The sequence below is a fragment of the Kitasatospora sp. NPDC048540 genome, assembly GCF_040651175.1.
GTDB lineage: Bacteria > Actinomycetota > Actinomycetes > Streptomycetales > Streptomycetaceae > Kitasatospora.
Window position 1 is genome coordinate 12,089 of record NZ_JBEZIR010000105.1, and the last position, 19,313, is coordinate 31,401.

Sequence of the window (19,313 nt, forward strand, 5' to 3'; positions counted from 1 at the left end):
ACCACAATCCGGTCGAATCCGAGATCGCTCACACCGGATCAACGACCGAGCGCGGTTGAAAACACGGTGGCACCCGGGGCGGAAAGGACGGGGAGACGACCGTACCGGTCACCGATCCGGGTGAACGGCGCCGGGTACGGCCGGGTGGACATGCCGCACGAAGCCACCGGCTCCTGCCACCTCGAGAGCGACGTGGAGCCGGCCCGGGCGCAGGCCCCTGCCCCGCATCTGCCTGAACGGGTGGAGGTCGTAGCGCCGGGGGACGCGGATGGGCAGGCCCGAGGTCGTGCGGCCAGCCGGTGGATGCGGCGGCAGGGGCCCCGGCCACCACGGTCCGCCCGGCATCGGCGTCGACGCGGAGCCCAGCACGGCGAGCAGGAGGTCGACGTCCTGCCTGCACTCCACGGTGGAGGGCTTGCTGACGAACGCGACGAACGAGTCGAACGGCTCGCGGGCGTCGGGCGAGGGTCCCAAGAGCTGAACAGTGGCCTCCCGAGGCGGGGCCGCGGTCGCCGTCGGCCGGCCGTAGCGGGCGCGGCGGCCGTGGGAAGCGGACCGGTTCGGCTGCTGCCTTCTCGGCCCGCTTCCACGCCTTCTCCCACTTCACGACCCGCTGGGCCGAGACACCCATCGCCTGTGCGAAGGCCTTCACGTGGTCCTGCCGCGGCACCGCCGTGCCCCGCAGGATCGCGCTCAGACTGCTGCGGGGCAGCCGGTGGCCACCGGACTCCGTCCGGCCGACCCGCGTGTGCAGCTGCGCCAGGGACGGCTGCCCGCCCTTCGCCCGCAGTTCGACCATCGCCCGGCGCAGCTGGCCGAAGTCGGCGATGAGTTCGGGGCGCATGGCGAGCTGGTCGTCGTAGCGGGTGACGAAGTCCCGGTACCCGTCGTGGACGCGCTTTTGTCTGAGCCGGTCCTGGCGGGCCCAGCGGGCGGCCTTCCACAGTTTGCGGGCGCGGGCCTGGTCGGCTTCGCAGGCCCGTGTGATCTGGCTGACGATCTCCCAGGACGGGACCGGGTGGCCGCTGGCGGCCCGGGAGAGCATGGAGGCGGTGTAGTCCGTCCTGGTGGCCATCGCCGCGTAGGTCAGTCCGAGGCGCCGGCGCTGCTCGCGAAGCCAGGTGGCCAGCGCCTCGGACTGCTTGATTTCCGCAGCGACGGCGTTCGTCGCGCAGCGGCAGGCCTGAAAGGATCTCCTGCCCGGGTTACTCCCACGGGTCGTTCCCCGATGCCCATCCCGCCTTCTCGTCGGTGTCGTGCAGGAACCTCGGGTCCGCCATGCCCTGGAGCGAGTCGTCACTGATCGGCCACTGCGGCCACTCGCCGGTTAGCAGCTTGAGTAGGAATTCGGCCATCCCACAGCGATATACCGACCACTCAAGGCTTCCGCGCGAGTACACCGCGACCGGCCACCGATCCGGGTCTGGATCCGTCGTGATCCAGCAGAGGGTGTCAGCTCCAGCTGTCCATCCCCAGATCAGCAGTTCCTCGAGCCGGTACTGGCCCCGGTCTGCGGGACCCCACCGGTTCACCGTCTCATCCGCGAGCGCTTCCTCGGAGAGCCGTGAAACCGTGTTCCCACGCCATTCATCCGAGGTGACGGCCGGAATTTGGATGCCGACTACCTGCTCGATCGATCCACTGCCGAATTCGGCAACAAAGGCGCGATAATCGGCAGGGAAGGGAGTCCCGTAGAACTGCTCCACCGCACTCCAGTCGACCGTGTCACCACAAGTCGGACCGATGCACGACAGCAGTTCCACGATGCGCACCATGGTGGCCGCGGAAGACTTATCATTATTCACTCTAAGGTTCCCATCGCGTCGGGGCATCCATACCCATGTTATGCCATTGCCCATCCTTCAGGCCGAACATTTCGTTGGGGACGTCGTTGTTGAACAGCGAGCCCGTTCCGATCCCCGGCCTGTACACGGTTGCCTGCATTTTGAAATAGGTTGGAACGATCCTACTCCCATCATACTTCGGGGTCACCGTATAGTGGACAACCGCTGTTGGATCGGTATCCAGAATATCCTTCACTTGCTTCTCATACGCGGCCATATTCTTGACGCGGTGAGACGGCCAGTCCTTGTTCATGGGCGTGGAGTTCGCCGTGCGGGAACATGTAGCGAGATTGGCGTAGTTCGTCCCGTCGCCACCCAAGGATCGGGCCAGAAGATGGCAATTGTTACGCCACTGACCTGCCGGGTAGTTCCCGAGTCCAGTTGCATATACCGCCGCCCACGTGTAGCCGGGCGGGGTCACCGCTTTGTCCCCATAGGTCTTTTTGGACGACTTCACTCCGCTGCCCGGGTTGTTGTCGATGAAGTCCTTGGTGAGGCACGCCTCCGCGCCTTGAGCTCGGCTGGACTGATCGACAGGCAAGTACATTCGCCACCCACCTCCGAATCCGCTTCGACAGTCGCCACTATTGTCTTCGCCCTCTCCGCCTCCCGGGTCCGTCCCGGGAGCCGGGTGAGTATCGGGAGCTTCGTCCGGAGTGAGTCCGGGGTCGTTGGCGAGCTGCTGAAAGAGGTCCCAGATGCTGTAGATCCGGGTGATCGTCTTGAGAAGCTCCTGGTAGTCCGGGCGCTTCCACTCCGGGGAGGGCTTGGGTCGGATAGGCGTGGGTGCGGGCTTTGGCTTGGTGATTGTGCGTCCGCTACCACCACGACCGCCGCCGCCACCACCGCCACCGCCACCGCCGGGCGGAGTGTCCCCACCGCCACCGCCGGGCGGAGTGTCCCCACCGCCACCGCCGGGCGGAGTGTCCTTGCCGCCCCGGTTCTTGTTGCAGCGTCCGCCGCGGCAGGGGTCGATGTCGGTCTTCCATTCCAGGGCCGTGCCGACGATCAGTCCGGTCGCGATGGCAGCAGCGGCGGCCGAGGCCCCAGAAGCTGCGTCGCTGCTTGAGAACTGGTTCTTTGCCCAGTTCGTGGTGTCGGTGACGAACTGACCGCTGGCCTTTGAGATACCGGGGCAGGCCTTCACACAGGCGTAGGAGAGTGCGAGCGCGGCTCCCAGAGCAATACCTGCCTCCAGAACACACGCGTCGGGGCAGTGACCGGTCGGGTCCGTACCGTTCAGGGGCGAACCGTTGGCGTAGGTGTAGCGGTTGGCCTGGACGGACGGGGTGGGGTCTAGCTGCCAGCTGTCGCGGCTGGTGAAGCTGCCGGTGCCGGGACGGTACCAGCGGGCGTGCATGTTGACGTCGCCGTTGGCGGGGTCGGTCCAGCCGCTCTGGTAGCCAAGGCTGGTGCTGGTACCGGTGCGGGTGACGGGCTTGCCGAAGGGGTCGTACTTGGTGGTTGAGCCGACCGCGGTGCCGTCGGTGGTGAGGGTGGCGGTGACGTCGGTGTGCTGGTCGGTGCGGACCCGCTTGGGGCCGGCCGCGTCCGCTGCTCCGGTCACGGCGCCTGCGGCGTCGCGGGCGTAGCGCCAGGTGCCGTCGGTGATCAGGTTGTTGGTGCCGCCGTCGTAGGAGAAGGTGGTGCTTCCCCGCTGGATCATGCGGTCGAGGGCGTCGTAGGTGTAGGTGGTCTGGCCGTCGTTGATGAGGCGGTCGAAGGCGTCGTACTTCTGGGTCTGCTCGGTGCCTGCGGTGGTGGCGGCGGCGAGGGTGCCGCGGGCGGTGTAGCGGTAGGTGCTGGTGCCGTCGGTCAGCAGGCGGTTGCGCTGGTCGTAGGTGGAGATGCCCTGGCCGTTGCGGGTGCGGTTGCCGGCGGCGTCCCACTCGTAGGGGGTGGTGCCGATGCCGCTGGTCCAGGAGGTCAGTCGGCCGGCTTGGTCGTAGGTGTAGGTGTTGTCGTCGACGGGGTCGCCGGGCTTGCCGGTGACGGTCTTGCGGGTGAGGCGGTCGTCGAGGTCGTAGGTGTAGGCAGTACCGGTGACCGGGGTGCCCTGGGCGTCCTCCTGGGCCACCTTGTCGGAGGCCAGGCGGCCGAGTGCGTCGTAGCTGAGGTAGCGGCTGGAGGTGGGCTTCCAGTTGGCGGGGGCGGCGGGGTCGCGGGTGACGTAGTTCTGGGTCTTCAGGCGGCCGTCGCCGTCGTAGCCGTACCAGAGCTGGGCGCCGGTGAGCTGGTCGTTGGACCAGGCCAGCTGGCCGTCGGGCTTGTACCCGAAGGTGGCCCAGCCGGTGGAGGAGTCCCAGCGGTCGGTCATCCGGCCGTCGCTGTCGTACTCCCAGGACTGGTCGACGCCGGCGACGGTGGCTTCGATGAGCTGGTCGCGGTCGTTGTAGGTGAAGTCCTGGGAGGCGAGGCCCGTGCCGTCGGCGGCGACGAGGCGGCCGGCCTTGTCGTAGCGCAGGGTGCGGGTGTCGGTGGCGGCTTCGGCGCCGCTGCCGGTCTCCTTGGTGAGGCGGCCCATCGGGTCGAAGGTGCGGTTGCGGATGATGCCGCCGGGTTCGGTGAGTTTGACGGCCTGGCCGGCGATGTCGTAGCCGGTGGTCCAGGTGCGGTCGGCGGCCGCCGGGTGGGCGGTGGTGGCGGGCTCGACGGTGGATTCCGGCAGGCCCCAGGGGGTGAAGGTGTAGGTGGTGGAGTTGCCGTTGCCGTCGGTCAGGCGGGTGCGGTTGCCCGCCGCGTCGTAGCCGAAGGTGGAGGTGATGGCCTGGCCGGCGGCGACCGGCTCGACCTGGCGGGTGAGCCGGCCCAGGGCGTCGTAGGTGAGCGTGGTGACGGCGCCGGTGGTCGGGCTCTTGCTGGTGAGCGCGTGGCCTTCGAGGTCGAAGGTGGTGTCCTTGGTGCGCAGGGCGGTGCCTGCGGAATCGAGGTCGGTGGTGCGGACCGGGTTGCCGAGGGCATCGTAGGTGACGGCGGCGGCTTCGCCGAGCGGGGCGGTGGTCTTCGCGGTGCGGCCGAGGCCGTCGTAGTCGAGCTTGCTGACCCGGCCGGCCGGGTCGGTGGTGGTGACGGGCTGTCCGGCGGTGTTGAAGGTCGCGGTGGACACGTTGCCTGCGGCGCTGGTGCGGGCCGTGGCGTTGCCGGCGTCGTCCCACGTGGTGCGGGCGGTGAGGTTCTGCGGGGTGGGTTTGCGTTCGACGACGGTGGCGGTCAGGTTGCGGCCGAGTTCGTCGTAGGTGGCCTGGGTACGGCCGCCGACGGGGTTGGTGACGGACAGTTGCAGGCCGGTCGGGGTCCAGGTGGAGGCCCAGGTCGGCGGGTTGCCGTCGACGGGCGGCTGGAGGGTGCCGAGCGAGTTGGGGTCGATGCGCTGGATCTGGTGGCCGAGCCGGTCGTAGCCGAAGGTGGTCCGGCGGCCGGCGGCGTCGGAGTTGGCGGTGATGCGGGAGAGCTTGTCGTACTCGGTGCGGGCGATCGCGGTCAGCGCGGTGGCCGAGCCGGGCGGGGTGTAGTCGGGCAGGCGGGTCTCGGTGACGCGCCCGAGCCGGTCGGTGGTGACGGTGGTGACCTTGCCGAGCGCGTCCTTGTTGGTGACCGGCTCGCCGAAGGTGTTGTAGCCCGTGGTCGCCGTCGGGTGGACGGCCGCCGGGGCGCCGCCGCCGCTCTCGGCCTGGACGGTGGGCAGCACGGTGGTGGTGAGCCGTCCGAGCTGGTCGTACTGGTAGGTGGTGGTGTTGGCCACCGGGTCGCCGCCGGTCGCGTTGCCGTTGGGTGAGGTGGAGGCGGTCACCAGGCCGCGCTGGTCGTAGGTGAAGGTGCTCGTGGCGACCGGTCCGCCGGCGGACGAGGCGAGGTCACTGCGGGTCAGGCGGCCGGCGGTGTCGTACACCGAGGTGGCGACCTGGTTCTCGGTGGCGCTGACCTTGCTGGTGGTGGAGGTGATCCGGTCGTCGGCGTCGTAGCCGACGGAGGTGGTGCGGTCGAGGCCGCCGGGGTCCAGGACGGTGCGGGTGGTGCGGCCGGTGGCGTCGACGGTGATCTCGGTGGTGGTGCGGCCGCCACCGACGGTCTGCTTGGTGAGGTGGCCTGCGCCGTCGTACTCGTTGCGCTGCAGGACGACGGGGTGCGTCGTGCCGTCGGCCTGGGTGACGGACTGGGCGGTGACAGTGGCGGTCAGGCCGTCGTCGAAGTAGGTGTAGGCGGTGGTGGAGCCCATGGCGTCGGTGACGGAGGCGAGGCGGCCGGCCGGGTCGTAGGCCCTGGACTCGGCGGTGAGGGTGCGCGGAGCCTGGCCGTCGCCGTTCCAGCCTTCGACGAGGGTGGTGGCGAGCTGACCGCGAGCGGTGTAGGTGAAGCGGGTGAGCTGGCCGAGCGGGTCGCTGACCGAGGTGGTATGGCCGAGCGTGTCGTAGCCGTAGGTGGTGACGCCGCCTTCGGCGTCGGTCTCGGTCGCGGTGCGGCCCAGCGGGTCGTAGGTGGTGCCGGTGGTGCGGGCGGTGTCACCGCCGAGCAGGTCGGCGACGGTGGTGGAGAGTACCCGGCCGTCCTCGTCGTAGCTGCGGGTGGTCTTCGCCTGATGGGCGGTACCCGTCACCGCGTCGGTGGTGCGCGTGCCGGTGACGGCGACCTCGCGGGAGAGCGAGTCGTACTCGGTGACGGTGCTCACACCGCCGGGCTGGGCGTCGGAGAACTGGGTCTCGGTGGTCTTGCGGCCCATCGCGTCGTAGCCGTAGGTGGTGCGCAGGCCCGATGGTGCGGTGGTGGCGGCCAGGTCGCCGGAGGCGAAGTAGGCGTAGCCGGTGGTGGCGCCGGTGGCGGTGGTCCGGGTGGCGACGAGGCCTGCGGGGGTGGTGCCGCCGCCGGTGGCGGGCTCGGTGCCGGTGGTGTAGGTGGTGCGGGTGGTGCGGCCGTCGGCGAGGGTGGTGGTGTCGGGCAGGCCGAGCGGGGTGTAGCCGATGGTGGTGCGGTAGCGGTTGTCGGAGGGGCCCGAGGCTCGTGCGTCGCGGGTCTCGGTCGGCTTGTCGTTGCGGGGGTCCCGGTCGTTGTCCTTGTTCAGGTAGTAGGAGGTGTAGCTGGTCCAGCAGGAGTTGGCGTCGCGGCAGGTGGTGTTGGAGACGGTGTTGCCGCGGGCGTCCTGGCCGGTGATGGTGGAGTGGCCGTTGGGGTCGATGACGGTGTGCAGGAAGCCGCCGGTGTCGTAGGCGTAGGTGGTGGTGGCGCCGGTGGGGTCGGTGCGCGAGATCAGGCGCATGCCGCGCTGGGCGTCGTGCACGTCGGTGGACACGCCGCCGACCGGGTCGCTGACGGTGACCTTGGAGGCCAGGGCGGTGGCGGAGGACAGGGAGCGGGCTTGGTAGTGCGCGGCGACGCGCTCCGTGGTCAGCGGGTGCTGGTAGAACGCGACCTCGTCGATCTGGCCGTTCAGCCAGGAGGAGCCGCCGTTGCCGCCGGGCATGGATCCGGTGTAGCCGCCGCCGAGGTAGGTGCGGGTCATGTTGAGGTGGTTGACGGTGCCGGTGGTCGTGCCGACCAGGGCGCCGTCGAGGTAGAGCGACTGGGTTCCCTGCCCTGCGGAGAGCACGGTGTGGTGCCAGGCGCTGTCGGTGACCGTGGGGCCGGAGGTGATCGGCTGGTTGCCGTTGGCGCCGTAGAACATGCCCCGCAGCTTGCCGTCGGATCCGACGTACAGGGCGGGCGTCACGTTGTACGGGGGTGAGCCCATCGGTTCGCTCTGCAGGGAGAGCAGGACGCCCGGGGCGGCGGTGCGGAACCACAGCTCGGCGGCGATCTCGGTGCCGGTCTGCAGGATCGGGGTGGGCAGGTCCAGGTAGGAGTCGGGGCTGCCGGTGAACTGGGCGGCCCGTCCGTCGCCGATCCCGAAGACGCCTTCCTTGCCGGGCTGGGCGGCGGCCGCGTAGGTGCCGTTGCCCTTGATGCCGGCCACCTCGCTGGTGGTGGTGGTGGTGCCACCGCTCTCGTCCAGCCGCCAGAAGCCGGCCGGTGCGTCGGTGACGACCGAGCCGCGGTAGCCGATGCCCTGGCCCGCGACCTGGGAGCTGCGGGCGCGGTAGTGGGTCAGCACGTCGGCGGCGGACAGCGGGTGCTGGTAGACGGCGGCCTCGTCGATGGCGCCGGTGAAGTGGCTGACGTCGGCGGGAGCGGACGGCCAGCCCTTGGCGAAGCCGGCGCCGAGGTAGGTGTGGACGTTCTGCTGGTGGTCGATGGCGCCGCTCTGCGCGCCGACCTGCGCGCCGTCCAGGTACAGGGTCTGCTGGGTGCCGGAGGCCGAGAGTACGACATGGTGCCACGTGCCGTCGGTGACGGTGCCCGGCGAGCTGATGTTGCCGGTGGCGCCGGAGAACCGGCCCCACAGCTTGTTGTCGCTGCCGACGTACAGGATCGGCGTCCAGGTGCCGCCGGGGCCGGCCGGGTCGTCGACGGCCCGGCTCTGGTCGCCCATCAGCACGCCGGCCTTGGTGGTGTTGAACCACAGCTCGACCGCCAGGTCCTTGGAGGCGTGCAGGACGCTCTCGGGGAGCTCGACCTGGGCGCGGGCGCTTCCGTCGAAGGCGGCGGCCGTGTCGTCGGTCGGGGAGAACACGCCCGGGGCGAGCTTGGTGACGCCGTCGCCGTAGCCTGCGGCCAGGCCGGTCCCGGTCTGGCTCGCGGCGACGGCGCCGTCGCGCTCGCCGAGCCGCCAGTACGCGGCGGGGGTGCTGGCCGTCACGGCGTTGTTGTAGAGGAAGGAGCCGCCGGTGTAGGCCGGTGCGGAGACCTTCCACTCGTTGGCGGCGCCGTCCTTGACGGAGGTGACCCGGTCGCTGGTCGCGTCGTAGCCGACCTGGGCGCTGGTCCGCCCGGTGGGCAGGGTCACCTTGGTGAGCTGGGCGGTGCCGCTGCGCAGGGCGTAGTGCTCGGCGGCGACCTGGTCGGTGACGGGGTAGTCGTAGACGGCGACCTCGTCGATCTGGCCGTTGAACCAGGTCACCGCGCCGTTCTGCCAGGTGCCGAGGAATCCGCCGCCCAGGTAGGTGCGGTCCATGTCGAGGTGGTCGATGGTGCCGTTGGTGACGCCGATCCGCTGGCCGTCGAGGAACAGGGCCGTGCTGGTCTGCGCGGAGGAGAGCACGACGTGGTGCCAGGCGTTGTCGTTGACGGCGGAGGTGGAGGTAATGGTCCCGCCCGAGCCGTTGAACTGGCCGTTCAGCTTGCCGTTCGCATCGACGTAGACCGTCGGCACGACGTTCCACGGTGGCTCGGTCATGGTGCGGTTCTGGTAGGTGAGGATCACACCGGGACCGGCGGTCCTGAACCAGAGTTCGACGGAGCTCTGGGTGGAGCTGCTGATCGTCTTGGTGGGCAGTTCCAGGTAGGAGGTCCGGCCGTTGAAGGAGGCCGCCTTGTCGGCGGAGCCGGTCAGCGGGCCGTCGGCGCCCCACGTGACGTCGACGCTTTGGCCGGGGGCGCGGTCGGTCACCCGGGCGCTGTTGGCCGCGGCCGAGCCCTCGCTCTCGCCGAGCCTCCAGTAGCCGGACGGACCGGCGTCCAGCACGGCGCTCTGGTAGCGCGAGCCGGTGCCGTACTCGTAGGCGGTGCAGCCCTTGTCTGCGGTGGTGGCCACCCCCGGCGGGCAGACCTTGGTCAGCAGGTCGCCCGTGTAGACGTAGCTCCAGGAACCAGTGGCGCCGGCGGCGGTGACCGCGGTGACGTGGGCGCCGGTCCAGGCGAAGTCGAGGTAGCGGCCGGAGAGCAGGTCCTTGGCGCGGGTCAGCCGGCCGCCCGTGTAGGTGAGTTCCTGCGCGTGGCCGGCGCCGTCGGTGACCTTGGTGAGCTGTCCGGAGGCGTTGAAGGTGTGCACGGTGCCGGTGCGGTCGGTCAGCGTCCAGCCGCCGCCGTCCGCCTTGCGCAGGTCGGCGGCCATACCGCTGCCCGCGATGTAGGTGCTCTTCGCGGCGTCCCACGCGAACCGCGCGCGCGAGCCGTTGGACGCGGTCAGGATGACGTTGCCCGGCAGCGCCAGCCAGGAGCTGGACTCGACCTGGATCCGCATGTCCCAGCGGCTGGTCCAGCCCGCGCCGAACGCGCCGTCGGTGCGCGGGTCCAGCGAGTTGTAGCTACGGGTCACCGACAGCTCGGGGCCGACGGTCGGCAGGGCTGCGTCGGTCGCGGCGTTGGTGTAGTTGCCGGCCGCCGCGTTGAAGGCGCGCCCCTCGTCCGCGGCGGTGCTGTACTGGGCGGGCTGCGGCAGCAGGGTCCGCAGGTAGGAGGGCTGCGACTTGAGGCTGGCGTCGGCGCCGTCACCGGCCTCCGCGTACCAGGCGTACTGCTCGTTCCAGTTCAGCCAGCCGGCGGGCACCACGAACGCCGAGGACGGCTGCCACGCGGACTGCTGGCAGCCGACGCGGGCGTCCTCGCCGACCACCCGGCACACCTCGAAGCGGTAGTCGACGGTCGGCCGCGGCGAGCGGTCCGGGTCGGTACCCTGCGCCGTGAGGGTCGGCTGCAGCTGCTGGGTCACCGAGTGCGACGGCGGCGACAGCTTCGTCAGCGCCGGCGGCATGTTGACCGACGAGAACTGCATGGTGAGCGGCGCGATACCGTCCATGTAGAAGTTGCCGTGCTGGTAGTCGTCCATCGTCCACGCGATTTTGTACGTCCCCGGCGGAAGCGTGCGGATGTGCGCGTCGAACGTCGTACCGCCCCCCGGCGGGACGTCCGCGGACACCGGGGTCCAGGCGATGTTCGTGCCGTAGTTGGTGATGTTGTTGTTCCACTGGTCGAACAACATGTACGACATCTTGTAGCTGCCGCCCGGGGTCCAGGTCTCCTGGCCGCGGTTCCAGGCACTGATCCGGAAGATCCCCTCCTGCGTCGCGGTCACCGGCTGGACCCAGCCGTCCAGACGGTAGTCCGCGCCGTACTTCGACCAGGAGACGTCCAGGCTCGGGACGGTGCTGGAGTTCTCGCTGCCGAACTTCTTCCAGCCGTAGGCGTCCCGGTCGTCCGCCTTCACCGCGAGGCCGTAGTTGGCCTGCCAGCCGTGGGTCCAGCTGTTGACCAGATTGCGTCCGGCCTCACCGAGGTTGATGGACCTCCAGTTCGGCGCGCACGTCCAGTTGCTGCCGGAGCTGGGCCGCCATCCGAAGGCGAAGCTGTCCGAGGCAAGTGCGCTGCCGACGGACGGGCCGGGCCAGGACCGCACCGAGCCCTGCGACCAGTCCGAGGTGATCGGGTGCACGGTGACCGGGCGGGCGTTGCAGGAGTACGAGGTGCTGTTGTACAGCGCCAGGCTGACACCGGTCACGGTGGCGTTGCGCAGGGTGTTCTCGACACCGGTGAACTTCAGGAACGTGGCGGCCTTGGTGGATCCGTCGTAGGTGCCCGCCTTGAGCTCGGAGTCGGAGGAGAAGTCGGCGTTCACCCCGGACATCACGTAGGTGCCCTGGACGGCCTTGGCCGAGTAGACCGACGGGTCGACCTTGACGGGGAAGACCCGCTCCGGCGCCTTCAGCCACTCCTGGTCGAGCACCATCCTGAGCGCCTGACCGCCGGCCGCCTGCACCAGCTCGTAGTGGACCCCTCCGGAGACCGCGCCCTGGCCGCCCGAGTTGGGGGCCTGGTTGGAGTCCTCCATCCAGCCGGACGGCATCCGCCCGCGGACCGTTCCCGCAGGGTCGGTGAACACCAGCGCGCCGCCCGCGTCGACGGACGCGTTGACGCCCGCCAGGTGCAGCGGGAACACCCATTCGGTGGGCGCGGAGGCGTCTTCCAGGAGCAGTGTCTCCTTGAACGAGTCGCTGCCGGCCTGCAGGGTGAGGCCGGCCTTGGGGAAGACGGCGGGGTAGGTGACGGTGCTGCCCTCGACCGAGCCGCGGGCCGGGGCGGCGCCCTGGAGCGCGTAGGCGACGGACGCGCCGTCACCGAGGTCCAGGGAGACCAGCGGATCGCCGCTCGCGCTCGCCGCGAGCTTCAGCTCCCGCTGGCCCGACGTGGTGGTCCATCCGTCCTGGACCGGGGCCGCCCGGCCGAGGGATGCGCGGCCCGCCGGAATCAGGCTGGTGTCGATGGCGGCCCAGGAACCGTCGGCCTTCTTGAAGTTGACCGGCGTCGGGTAGTAGCGGGTGGTGTACGTGCCGTCCGCGTTCTTGAAGGTCCGCTGCTGTTCGGCACGCAGGTCCGTCAGCTCCGGGCTCTTCGCCGGATCGAACCCGCCCGCGGACAGCGCGGGTGTCGGCGGTGAGGCGACGACCTCGGTCTTCGGCTGGGGAAGCACGGCCGGCGCGGCGGGCGGGAGTGTCGCCCCGGCCGCGGTGTCGTCGGCGGGCAGTTCACCCGGGGCCGGATCGTGGCCGCGGTCACCGCCGTCGGCCGCGGCGTCCGTCTCTCCGGCCGTCGCGCCGTGGGACCTCCCGCCGGCACCCCCACCGATCTGCACCGGCAGGTCACCGGGTGCGACCGCCGCGGCGTCCCGGTCGGCCCAGAGCTCGGCGGCGGTCGCGCCGTCCGCCGCACCGAGTACGGCGAGGCTGACGCATATGAGCAGGGCTACGGAACGACGGAACGACAGCACTTGCACTCCACCCGGGATCCAAACAGATGGAGCATTTTCTACCGGGAGCCAAGATCCCGACGGAAGCCAAGATCCAGCCCACCCACAGCAAAGTGACAGCAATCACACAGGTAAATCAGGGCATTCCAGCACCAAGTCGCTAATAGGCCTCGAATGTAGCGCCTGACAGCAATTCAGGAGGATTCCACGAAGCCGCTGACCTGGCAGAGAATTGACGGTCAGTGACGCTTCGTCGGACGCGGCCGACGCTGGTACGGTTCCACCCTCAGGAGCACTCCGCCCACCGACACCGGCGTCCGCGCAGGTCAGGCATACGACACCCTCGCCCAGGGTCGGTCGCCACACCGCAGCCCCCGGGCCCATCAGAAGAGGTCAACACCGGCCGGATAGCAAACCGTGAGATTCCATCCTGAGCGGCGAGCCGATCGTTCCTTTCTGGCTTGGCTGCATTACCAGGCGCGTGGTGGCCATCAACCTGCTCCACCCTTTCACCGGGCGCCCCACGCTGACGCCGAGCCAGCTCGCCGAGCACGCATGGAGCGGGCGTAGCGGGCCCGGCCAGGGTCCGGGGCGGTGAGGGCAGCGGTGGGTCCGGCGTGCTGCCCACCTCGGGGCCCACCGCCCCTTCCCGGCCTCCAACGCCACCGCGCCGCCCCGGCGCCCTCCCCCGATCCCGCGAACGCATCTCCGCCAGGGTGGCGTGGCGACAACCCCAATGATCAGCGAGCGATTGCCTCTGGGTCAGGCGCCGTGGCGGGGCTGATAGCTGAGGGTAGATCACCTCCTCGAACCGTTGCGTGGGGGCCGGCGTGCTGGCGCATCCCTCCCCCACGGCGGACTGTTCTTCGCGACGCTGGAGCCATGACGTATGGGCTCCGCCGCCCCTATGCGGCCTGGCAGTGGCGGGGACAGCGCCCTCGGCACGAAGCCGGCGCGGCGCGGGCGGACGCGGCGATGCTGCTGGATGCGGGCAAGAGGTGCTCGCACGGGCGTTGCTGGCGTGGGGTTGGAGGATGGGAACCGCGCCAACGGCCGGAATAGGGCGGGCGGTTTCCAGTGAGCGGAGTGTGTGGCGGGTAGCGGGCTCGGTGGTGGGTATGTGGCGTCCGGGTGCCGACTCTGTGCGGCCCGGCGGATCGGGGCGCGGGCGTCGGTCGGCGGGTACGCGATCTGGACGTGGCTGGCCAAGCTGCGGGCCGCGGCGCAAGTGCCGGCCGTTGAGCAGGGCGCGCTGTCCCGTCGTCACCGGGCCCGGCGCCGTGGCCGCCCGGCCGCGTCGGCGCCCGGGCCCCACACCCGAGACCACCCCGGCCATATCCCGCGCTGCGGCCGTGGTCCGGGCCGCCCGATGGGTGGGAATTTCCGGCAAAGCACCGGGTATCTGCTGTGGGGGGCCGTACATTCGGCTGCTACGAGCGGTAACTGACGATCCGGTGGGAGTGGTTGTGGCAAACCCCAGCACGTTCGGCGCCAACAGCAGTCTGGGATCGACGGTGGCACTGCTGGAGGCGAGGCTGCCCGCCGTACGCGAGCGCCGCCGCGAGCTGGAGGAGCAGCTCGCGGCCGTCATCGCGCAGGAGAGCGCCATGACCGGCGTGCTGGAAGGCCTCGCCGCACTGGCCGGCACGCCCGTCGACCACGACGGCGAACCTGACACCGCCGCACCGGAAACGGTGGTGTCGCCCGCTCCGTCGGAAGGTCGTGCCGACGGAGCCGACCCCGGCACGGCCGACGCACCCGCGCCCGACGCGGCCGCCCCCGCACGGAGGCGCGGCACCACGCGCAAGACCCCGGCCGCCAAGAAGCGTGCCCGGGCCGGGGCGCCCACCGCCGAGGCGCCGGACGCGGCACCCACCGAGGCTTCCTCCGCCCGCAGGACGCGGGCGAAGAGCTCCCCCGCCGCGTCCTCCGTGAAGGCGACCGGCAAGGCCGCCACCGCGCCCGCGCCGCAGCAGGACCAGACACCGGCCGCCGCGGCCACGACGCCGAAGGCCCCCGCCCGGGCAGCCGCCGGGCGCACCGTGAAGAAGGCGGCGAAGCCCGTCACCACGGCCGGGGCGAAGACCTCCCCGGAGCCCGAGAAGCCCGCGAAGACGGTGAAGCCCGCGAAGGCCGCGAGGGCAGTGAGGAAGTCGGCCCGCACGACGGTCGTGGCGGCCGGAGAGCAGTCCGCCCCGGCCCGCAGCGCGACCACCACAACGAAGAAGGCCACCACGAAGAAGGCCACCGGGAAGAAGGCCACCGGGAAGCTGGCGCCGAAGAGCGGCGTGTCGCCAGCGGCCCGTTCGAAGGCTGCCGTGGTGCCCGCGCAGGCCGGACCGGCCGACGACCCGGCCCCGGCGGCAGACGCAAAGGGGCGGCGGCCGGGGCTGACCGACACCGCCGGTGTCCTCGCGGTGCTGTCCGACGGGTCGGGCCCGCTGCGGGCCCGCGAGGTCGCCGGCCTGCTCGGCCTCGACGGCCTCGACTCGAACGTCAACGCCGTCCGCACCCGCCTGGAGCGCCTCGCCAAGGCCGGGCAGGCGCAGCGGACCGGGCGTGGCCTGTACACCGCCGCCGCGGTCCCGGCTGCGGGCTGACCGTCGACGGGAGGCGGGGCGGGTGTGCGGGGGCGCCCGGCGGGTGAGGTGTGCGTCTCGTCCCGGCGGGCGCCATGGAGAGGTTGGCGCGGGCGCCGGGTGTCCCCGTGCCGGGCTGCGGGCCGGGCCCGGCCTGCCACCGCAGGGTGGCCGTCCGCCGGGCCGCGGGCCGGGAGGACCCTCGCGGCGGTGCGGGTCGTGCTGTTGGCGGGGCCGGCTCCGGGGGGGGGCAGGTGACGGCGCGGGCCGGGCGGCCGTGGCCGGGCCCACCTGCGCGCCGGGGGCGGGCGCGTGGTCGACGATGACTCTCAGGTAGTGCCCGGTGGGGAGCATGGCCCGGGCCGCGGCCCCCATGGGGCGGCGCTCGACGCGGGCGGGCAGGTCCGCCGTGACGGCTTCGACCGCGCGCAGCGGGTCCGCGCTGTCGTGCAGGATGAGGTGGGTGGCGTGGCCGCGACCGAGATCGGCGACCATCAGCTGGTCCACCAGGCCGGCGTCGACGGTGGCCGCCCACGGGGCGAGTTCGCGCAGCATCGCCGCGCTCGACCGGGTGGTGGTGGTGCGGCCGTCGGGATCGGGGCGGGTCTGCCACGGTGTGACGGCGTACGCGAGGAGGCGGATCCCGCCGGGGAGTTCGGCCTTGATGCCGTAGCTGTGGCTGCGGCCGACGACCGGGCGGAAGGCGGGGTCGTCGGCGGGCAGCGACGCCGCGAGGCGGTCGATGCTCACCCGCTGGTCGGCCATCGGCGCCGCCGAGATGCCGGTGAGCTGGATCGCGGAGGTGGCGGGCCGCAGGGTGACGGTGAGCGGCACGAGTTCCCCCACGCGCTCCAGCACCGTGGCCGCCGCCAGCAGGAGCTCGGCCAGACCGGGCCCCGGCCCCGGCGGGGCGTGCCCGCCGGTGTGGATGTCAGGGTCCGCCACCGTGCCCCCTGTCCCGGATCGACGGCTGCGGGTCCCGGCACCTGGCAGGGGGTGCAGCCGACAGCAGGATGCGCGGCGGCGGGCCGACGGTTCGACGCCCGGCAGCGGGTCTTCCCGCCGGGCGGGAATCCGGCGCAGCGGATCCCGCGGGCCGGAACCGGAACCGGCCGCAACGCCCCCGGCGGCGCTGCCCTCTCTCGTAGGCTTGGGAACCGGTCCTCCCGTGAACCGACGAGCGCGGGAGGACCATCAACACCCCGGCCCCACACGTGAAACGCGCGCCGGATTCCGCCGGGCCTTCGCCTCCTGCGGATCGGGTGCACCTGGTCGTGCGGAAGCGGGACAGGGTCCGGTGACTCCTGTCGGACCCAGGTCCTAGGGTGTGCCGATGATCTTCCGGAGGAAACCGAAGGGCCAGGCCCTGGCATCCGTGCTGGCCGAGCTGGAACAGGCCGTGGATGCCCGCGATGGTGCCCGCACCGAACGTGCCTTCAACACCGCGATGCGTGCCCTGCAGTCCGCGCCGGACACCGAACGCGCCGAGGCCGGCCCCCGGCTGGCCGCACTGCTCCCCGCCTTCCCGCCCACCGGCCCGCGTCCGCTGCTGGCGACGGCGGCCGGCTTCTGCGTGGAACGCGGCGCCGACCCCGCGGCCTGCGCGCCACCGATCCTCGACGGCGCCCGCCAGGACCTCGCCGACGCCCTGGAGTTCGCCCGCCGCTGGCACGCCGGCGGTGCGGGGGACGAACTCCCGGAGCCGGACGAGCAGATCATCGACGACGCGCTGCCGCAGCGCCTGGGCGCGGAGCCGGACCAGGCCCTGCGGCTCGCCCTGGCCTGGTGCTCGATCGAGCAGTGGCAGCCGCCCGCGCTGGCCGTACTGTGCCGCAGCACCGAGGTGCGCCGCCGCCACGCGTCCGCGCTCCTGCCCCTGTGCCGCGACCTGGCGGCCCTCGGGCGGCACGATCTCACGTGCCTCGCCCACGCGCTGGCGGTCCTGGACGACGAGCCGATCGTGGTGCTGCACCGCCCCACCGGGACCGGCTACGAGGTCCGCATCGGCGGCATCGGCGACAACTTCCAGCTGCACACCCTGCTCGCCCACGTCCTCGTCGGCGGCGGCCACCTGCCCGGCACCCCGCCCTCGGCCGAGAGCGTCCGCCTCGCAACCGCCCCCGAACCCGCCCAGGGCCGCAGCGACACCGTCGCCACCGGGGCGTTCGAGCTTCTCGCGCCGGACGGGGAGCGGATCTGGAACGAGGGGCTGCCCGACGACATCCCCGTGGTGGAGGGCCGGCGCCTGCTCGTGCTGGACGAGCCGCTGTACCCGCGCACCTGGAACGCCGACCGCTTCTTCCCACTGCTCCCCGGCACCGCCGAACTGACCCGTGTCCTCGACGGCGACGAGACGCGCACCTGGTTCACCCGCACCTCACCGGCCGGCGGGACCCTTCGCACGTCCTGACCCGGAAGGTGACCGCCCGTCGGAGACCGCCGGGGCTTGCCGGAGGCTGCCGGGGGCTGCCCGAACCGGCGGTAGCGGTGCCGGTTCCCGCCAGGCGGGAACCGGCGAAGAAACCCGAGGCGGCAGTACCCCGTCCGGGCCCATACTGGCGCCTTCCCGTGCCGGTCCCACAGAAGGACACCGATGTTCCCCAAGCGCCCCGCCGTCGCCACCGCCGCCGTCTGCTGCGCCCTGGTCCTGGGGGCGGGCGGCTGCGCCCGGAACCAGGACCCGGCCGGCTCCTCGAACGCGGCGGCCGCCAGCGCCTCCCCCGGTGCCTCCGGGAACACGGGCGCGGCCGGGTCCTTGGACATCGAGAAGCTGACCGCCGCCGAGATCGAGAAGCAGTCCCAGGACGCGATGGCGTCGCTGTCGTCGGTCAGGATCTCCGGGAACATGGTGGCGGCCGGCAAGAAGATGACCCTGGACCTGGCGACCGACACCAAGGGCAACTGCCAGGGCACCATCGGCGTGGTGGGCATGGGCCAGATCGAGATCATCCACACCGGCGGCACCAGCTACCTGCGGCCCGACGCCGCGTTCTGGAAGACCATCGCCGCGGGCAAGGGCGACGCGCACGCCGGGGATGTGGCCGCCGAGCTGTTCAAGGGCCGCTACCTGACCGGCGCCAAGGACGACCCCTCGCTCGCCGGACTCGCCGCGATGTGCGACATCGTCAAGTCGATGACCGACAACAAGGACACCGACGACGACGCCGTCAAGGGCGCCGCCGCCACCGTGAACGGCCACAGCACCTTCACCGTCGTCTCCACCGACGACGACGGCTCCACGAACACCGGCTACGTCGCCACCGACGGCAAGCCCTACCTGGTCAAGATCGCCCACTACGGCGCGGAGCCCGGCGAGATGAACTTCACCGACTTCGACAAGCCCCTCACCGTCCAGGCCCCGCCCGCCGACAACGTCATCGACTACACCCAGTTCAAGGCCAAGCTCACCACCATCTGACCGCGACGAACCCCGGCCCGCGGCCCGACGGGCCGCAGGCCGGGGAACGCGGGCCGGGGAACGCGGACTTCGTCCCCGGCCCAGCGGTGACCGGGAAAGGCCGGCGGGCGCCTCACACCCACGGCACCGCCGGATGCCGGGCGAGCGTCCGGGCCGCAGCACCGCGGTGGGTCTTCCTGGGTCAGGCGGCCCGGCCGGTGTACGGCTGCTGCCCGCGGTCCCGCTCGTCAGCGAGCTCCGCACGCAGGGCCGTCACCTCGCGCTCCAGTGCCCCGGGCCCTGTCGGGCCAGGACTGCGCCGCCTGCGAGCGGCGGGTCGCGGACGACGCCGATCCCGCCCGGGCCCGAGGGCGTGCCGCCGCGAAGGAGGAGGCCCGGGCCGCCGCGCGCCGCCAGGAGGGCCTGTTCCCTGCGGAGTCGGCCGTCTGAGTCACGCTCCGGCCGCCCCAGAGCGGGCGCTGGGAATCCCCCGGGCCGGTGCGGTCCGTTCGGACGCCGGGACGGGCGGGCACGGCCGGGGCGCCGCATGCTGGTGCTCCAGCGCCCCGCCGTGGACCCCCGAGCACGGCGGGGCCCTCAGCACGACTCTGATCCCCGCCTACGGTCCACCGCAGTCGTCGCGCCGGCCGAACGACCGTGCTGACGGACCGCCGACCGCAGCCGGTGCGGGCCGCCGGGCGCTCGTGCAGCCGCCCGGCGCCTGTTCACAGATCCTCGGGCCCGGCCTCCGGATCCCTGGCACGCAGCCGCCTCCCGGCGGCGCAGTGTGTCCTGGGTGGACGGCGGGTGCCTTGCGGTGCTGATAGCCCCGGGGCGGGCCGCCGTGCGCGGGTGTACTCGGCGTGGCGGGCAGTCCCTCGGCCGTGAGGAGCCGTACGTTCGCCGGTCCGTCCAGCTCCAGCAGTGCGATGAGATTCAAATCC

General features: G+C 71.8%; 6 protein-coding genes. 3 read left to right on the top strand and 3 right to left on the bottom strand.

Going from position 1 to position 19,313, the window contains the following annotated elements; translation table 11 throughout:
• Positions 1-28 precede the first annotated feature (28 nt).
• The 3 genes from AB0D08_RS30690 to AB0D08_RS30700 are packed head-to-tail and all read right to left on the bottom strand — an operon-like array spanning position 29 to position 12,414.
• Complete coding sequence (locus AB0D08_RS30690) at positions 29-1,300, bottom strand: helix-turn-helix transcriptional regulator (protein WP_359893455.1); 1,272 nt, start codon at positions 1,298-1,300, stop codon at positions 29-31.
• Positions 1,206-1,763 (bottom strand): SMI1/KNR4 family protein, encoded by a 558-nt coding sequence (locus AB0D08_RS30695; RefSeq protein WP_359893457.1) that lies wholly within the window; start codon positions 1,761-1,763, stop codon positions 1,206-1,208. Before AB0D08_RS30695 ends, AB0D08_RS30690 begins: the two co-directional genes overlap by 95 nt.
• Positions 1,764-1,806: 43 nt before the next feature.
• Positions 1,807-12,414 carry a LamG-like jellyroll fold domain-containing protein gene (locus AB0D08_RS30700; protein ID WP_359893459.1) on the bottom strand — a complete coding sequence of 3,536 codons (10,608 nt, stop codon included), beginning with the start codon at positions 12,412-12,414 and terminating at the stop codon, positions 1,807-1,809.
• Positions 12,415-13,859: 1,445 nt separating this feature from the next.
• Between AB0D08_RS30700 and AB0D08_RS30705 the strand changes: the two genes are divergently transcribed.
• The 3 genes from AB0D08_RS30705 to AB0D08_RS30715 all read left to right on the top strand — a co-directional run bounded on the left by AB0D08_RS30705 (position 13,860) and on the right by AB0D08_RS30715 (position 18,390).
• Positions 13,860-14,993: a hypothetical protein gene (locus AB0D08_RS30705; RefSeq protein WP_359893461.1), complete on the top strand. Its 1,134-nt coding sequence runs from the start codon at positions 13,860-13,862 to the stop codon at positions 14,991-14,993.
• Between the two features lie 1,312 nt (positions 14,994-16,305).
• The gene (locus AB0D08_RS30710; RefSeq protein ID WP_359893463.1) at positions 16,306-17,382 is read left to right on the top strand and encodes a hypothetical protein; all 1,077 of its coding nucleotides are present in this window, start codon (positions 16,306-16,308) and stop codon (positions 17,380-17,382) included.
• Between the two features lie 183 nt (positions 17,383-17,565).
• The gene (locus AB0D08_RS30715; protein WP_359893465.1) at positions 17,566-18,390 is read left to right on the top strand and encodes a hypothetical protein; all 825 of its coding nucleotides are present in this window, start codon (positions 17,566-17,568) and stop codon (positions 18,388-18,390) included.
• Positions 18,391-19,313: the final 923 nt, after the last annotated feature.

Excerpts from the sequence above, each read along its gene's own strand:
- AB0D08_RS30715 (WP_359893465.1), top strand. The coding sequence starts at position 17,566 with ATGTTCCCCAAGCGCCCCGCCGTCGCCACCGCCGCCGTCTGCTGCGCC.
- AB0D08_RS30710 (WP_359893463.1), top strand. The coding sequence starts at position 16,306 with ATGATCTTCCGGAGGAAACCGAAGGGCCAGGCCCTGGCATCCGTGCTG.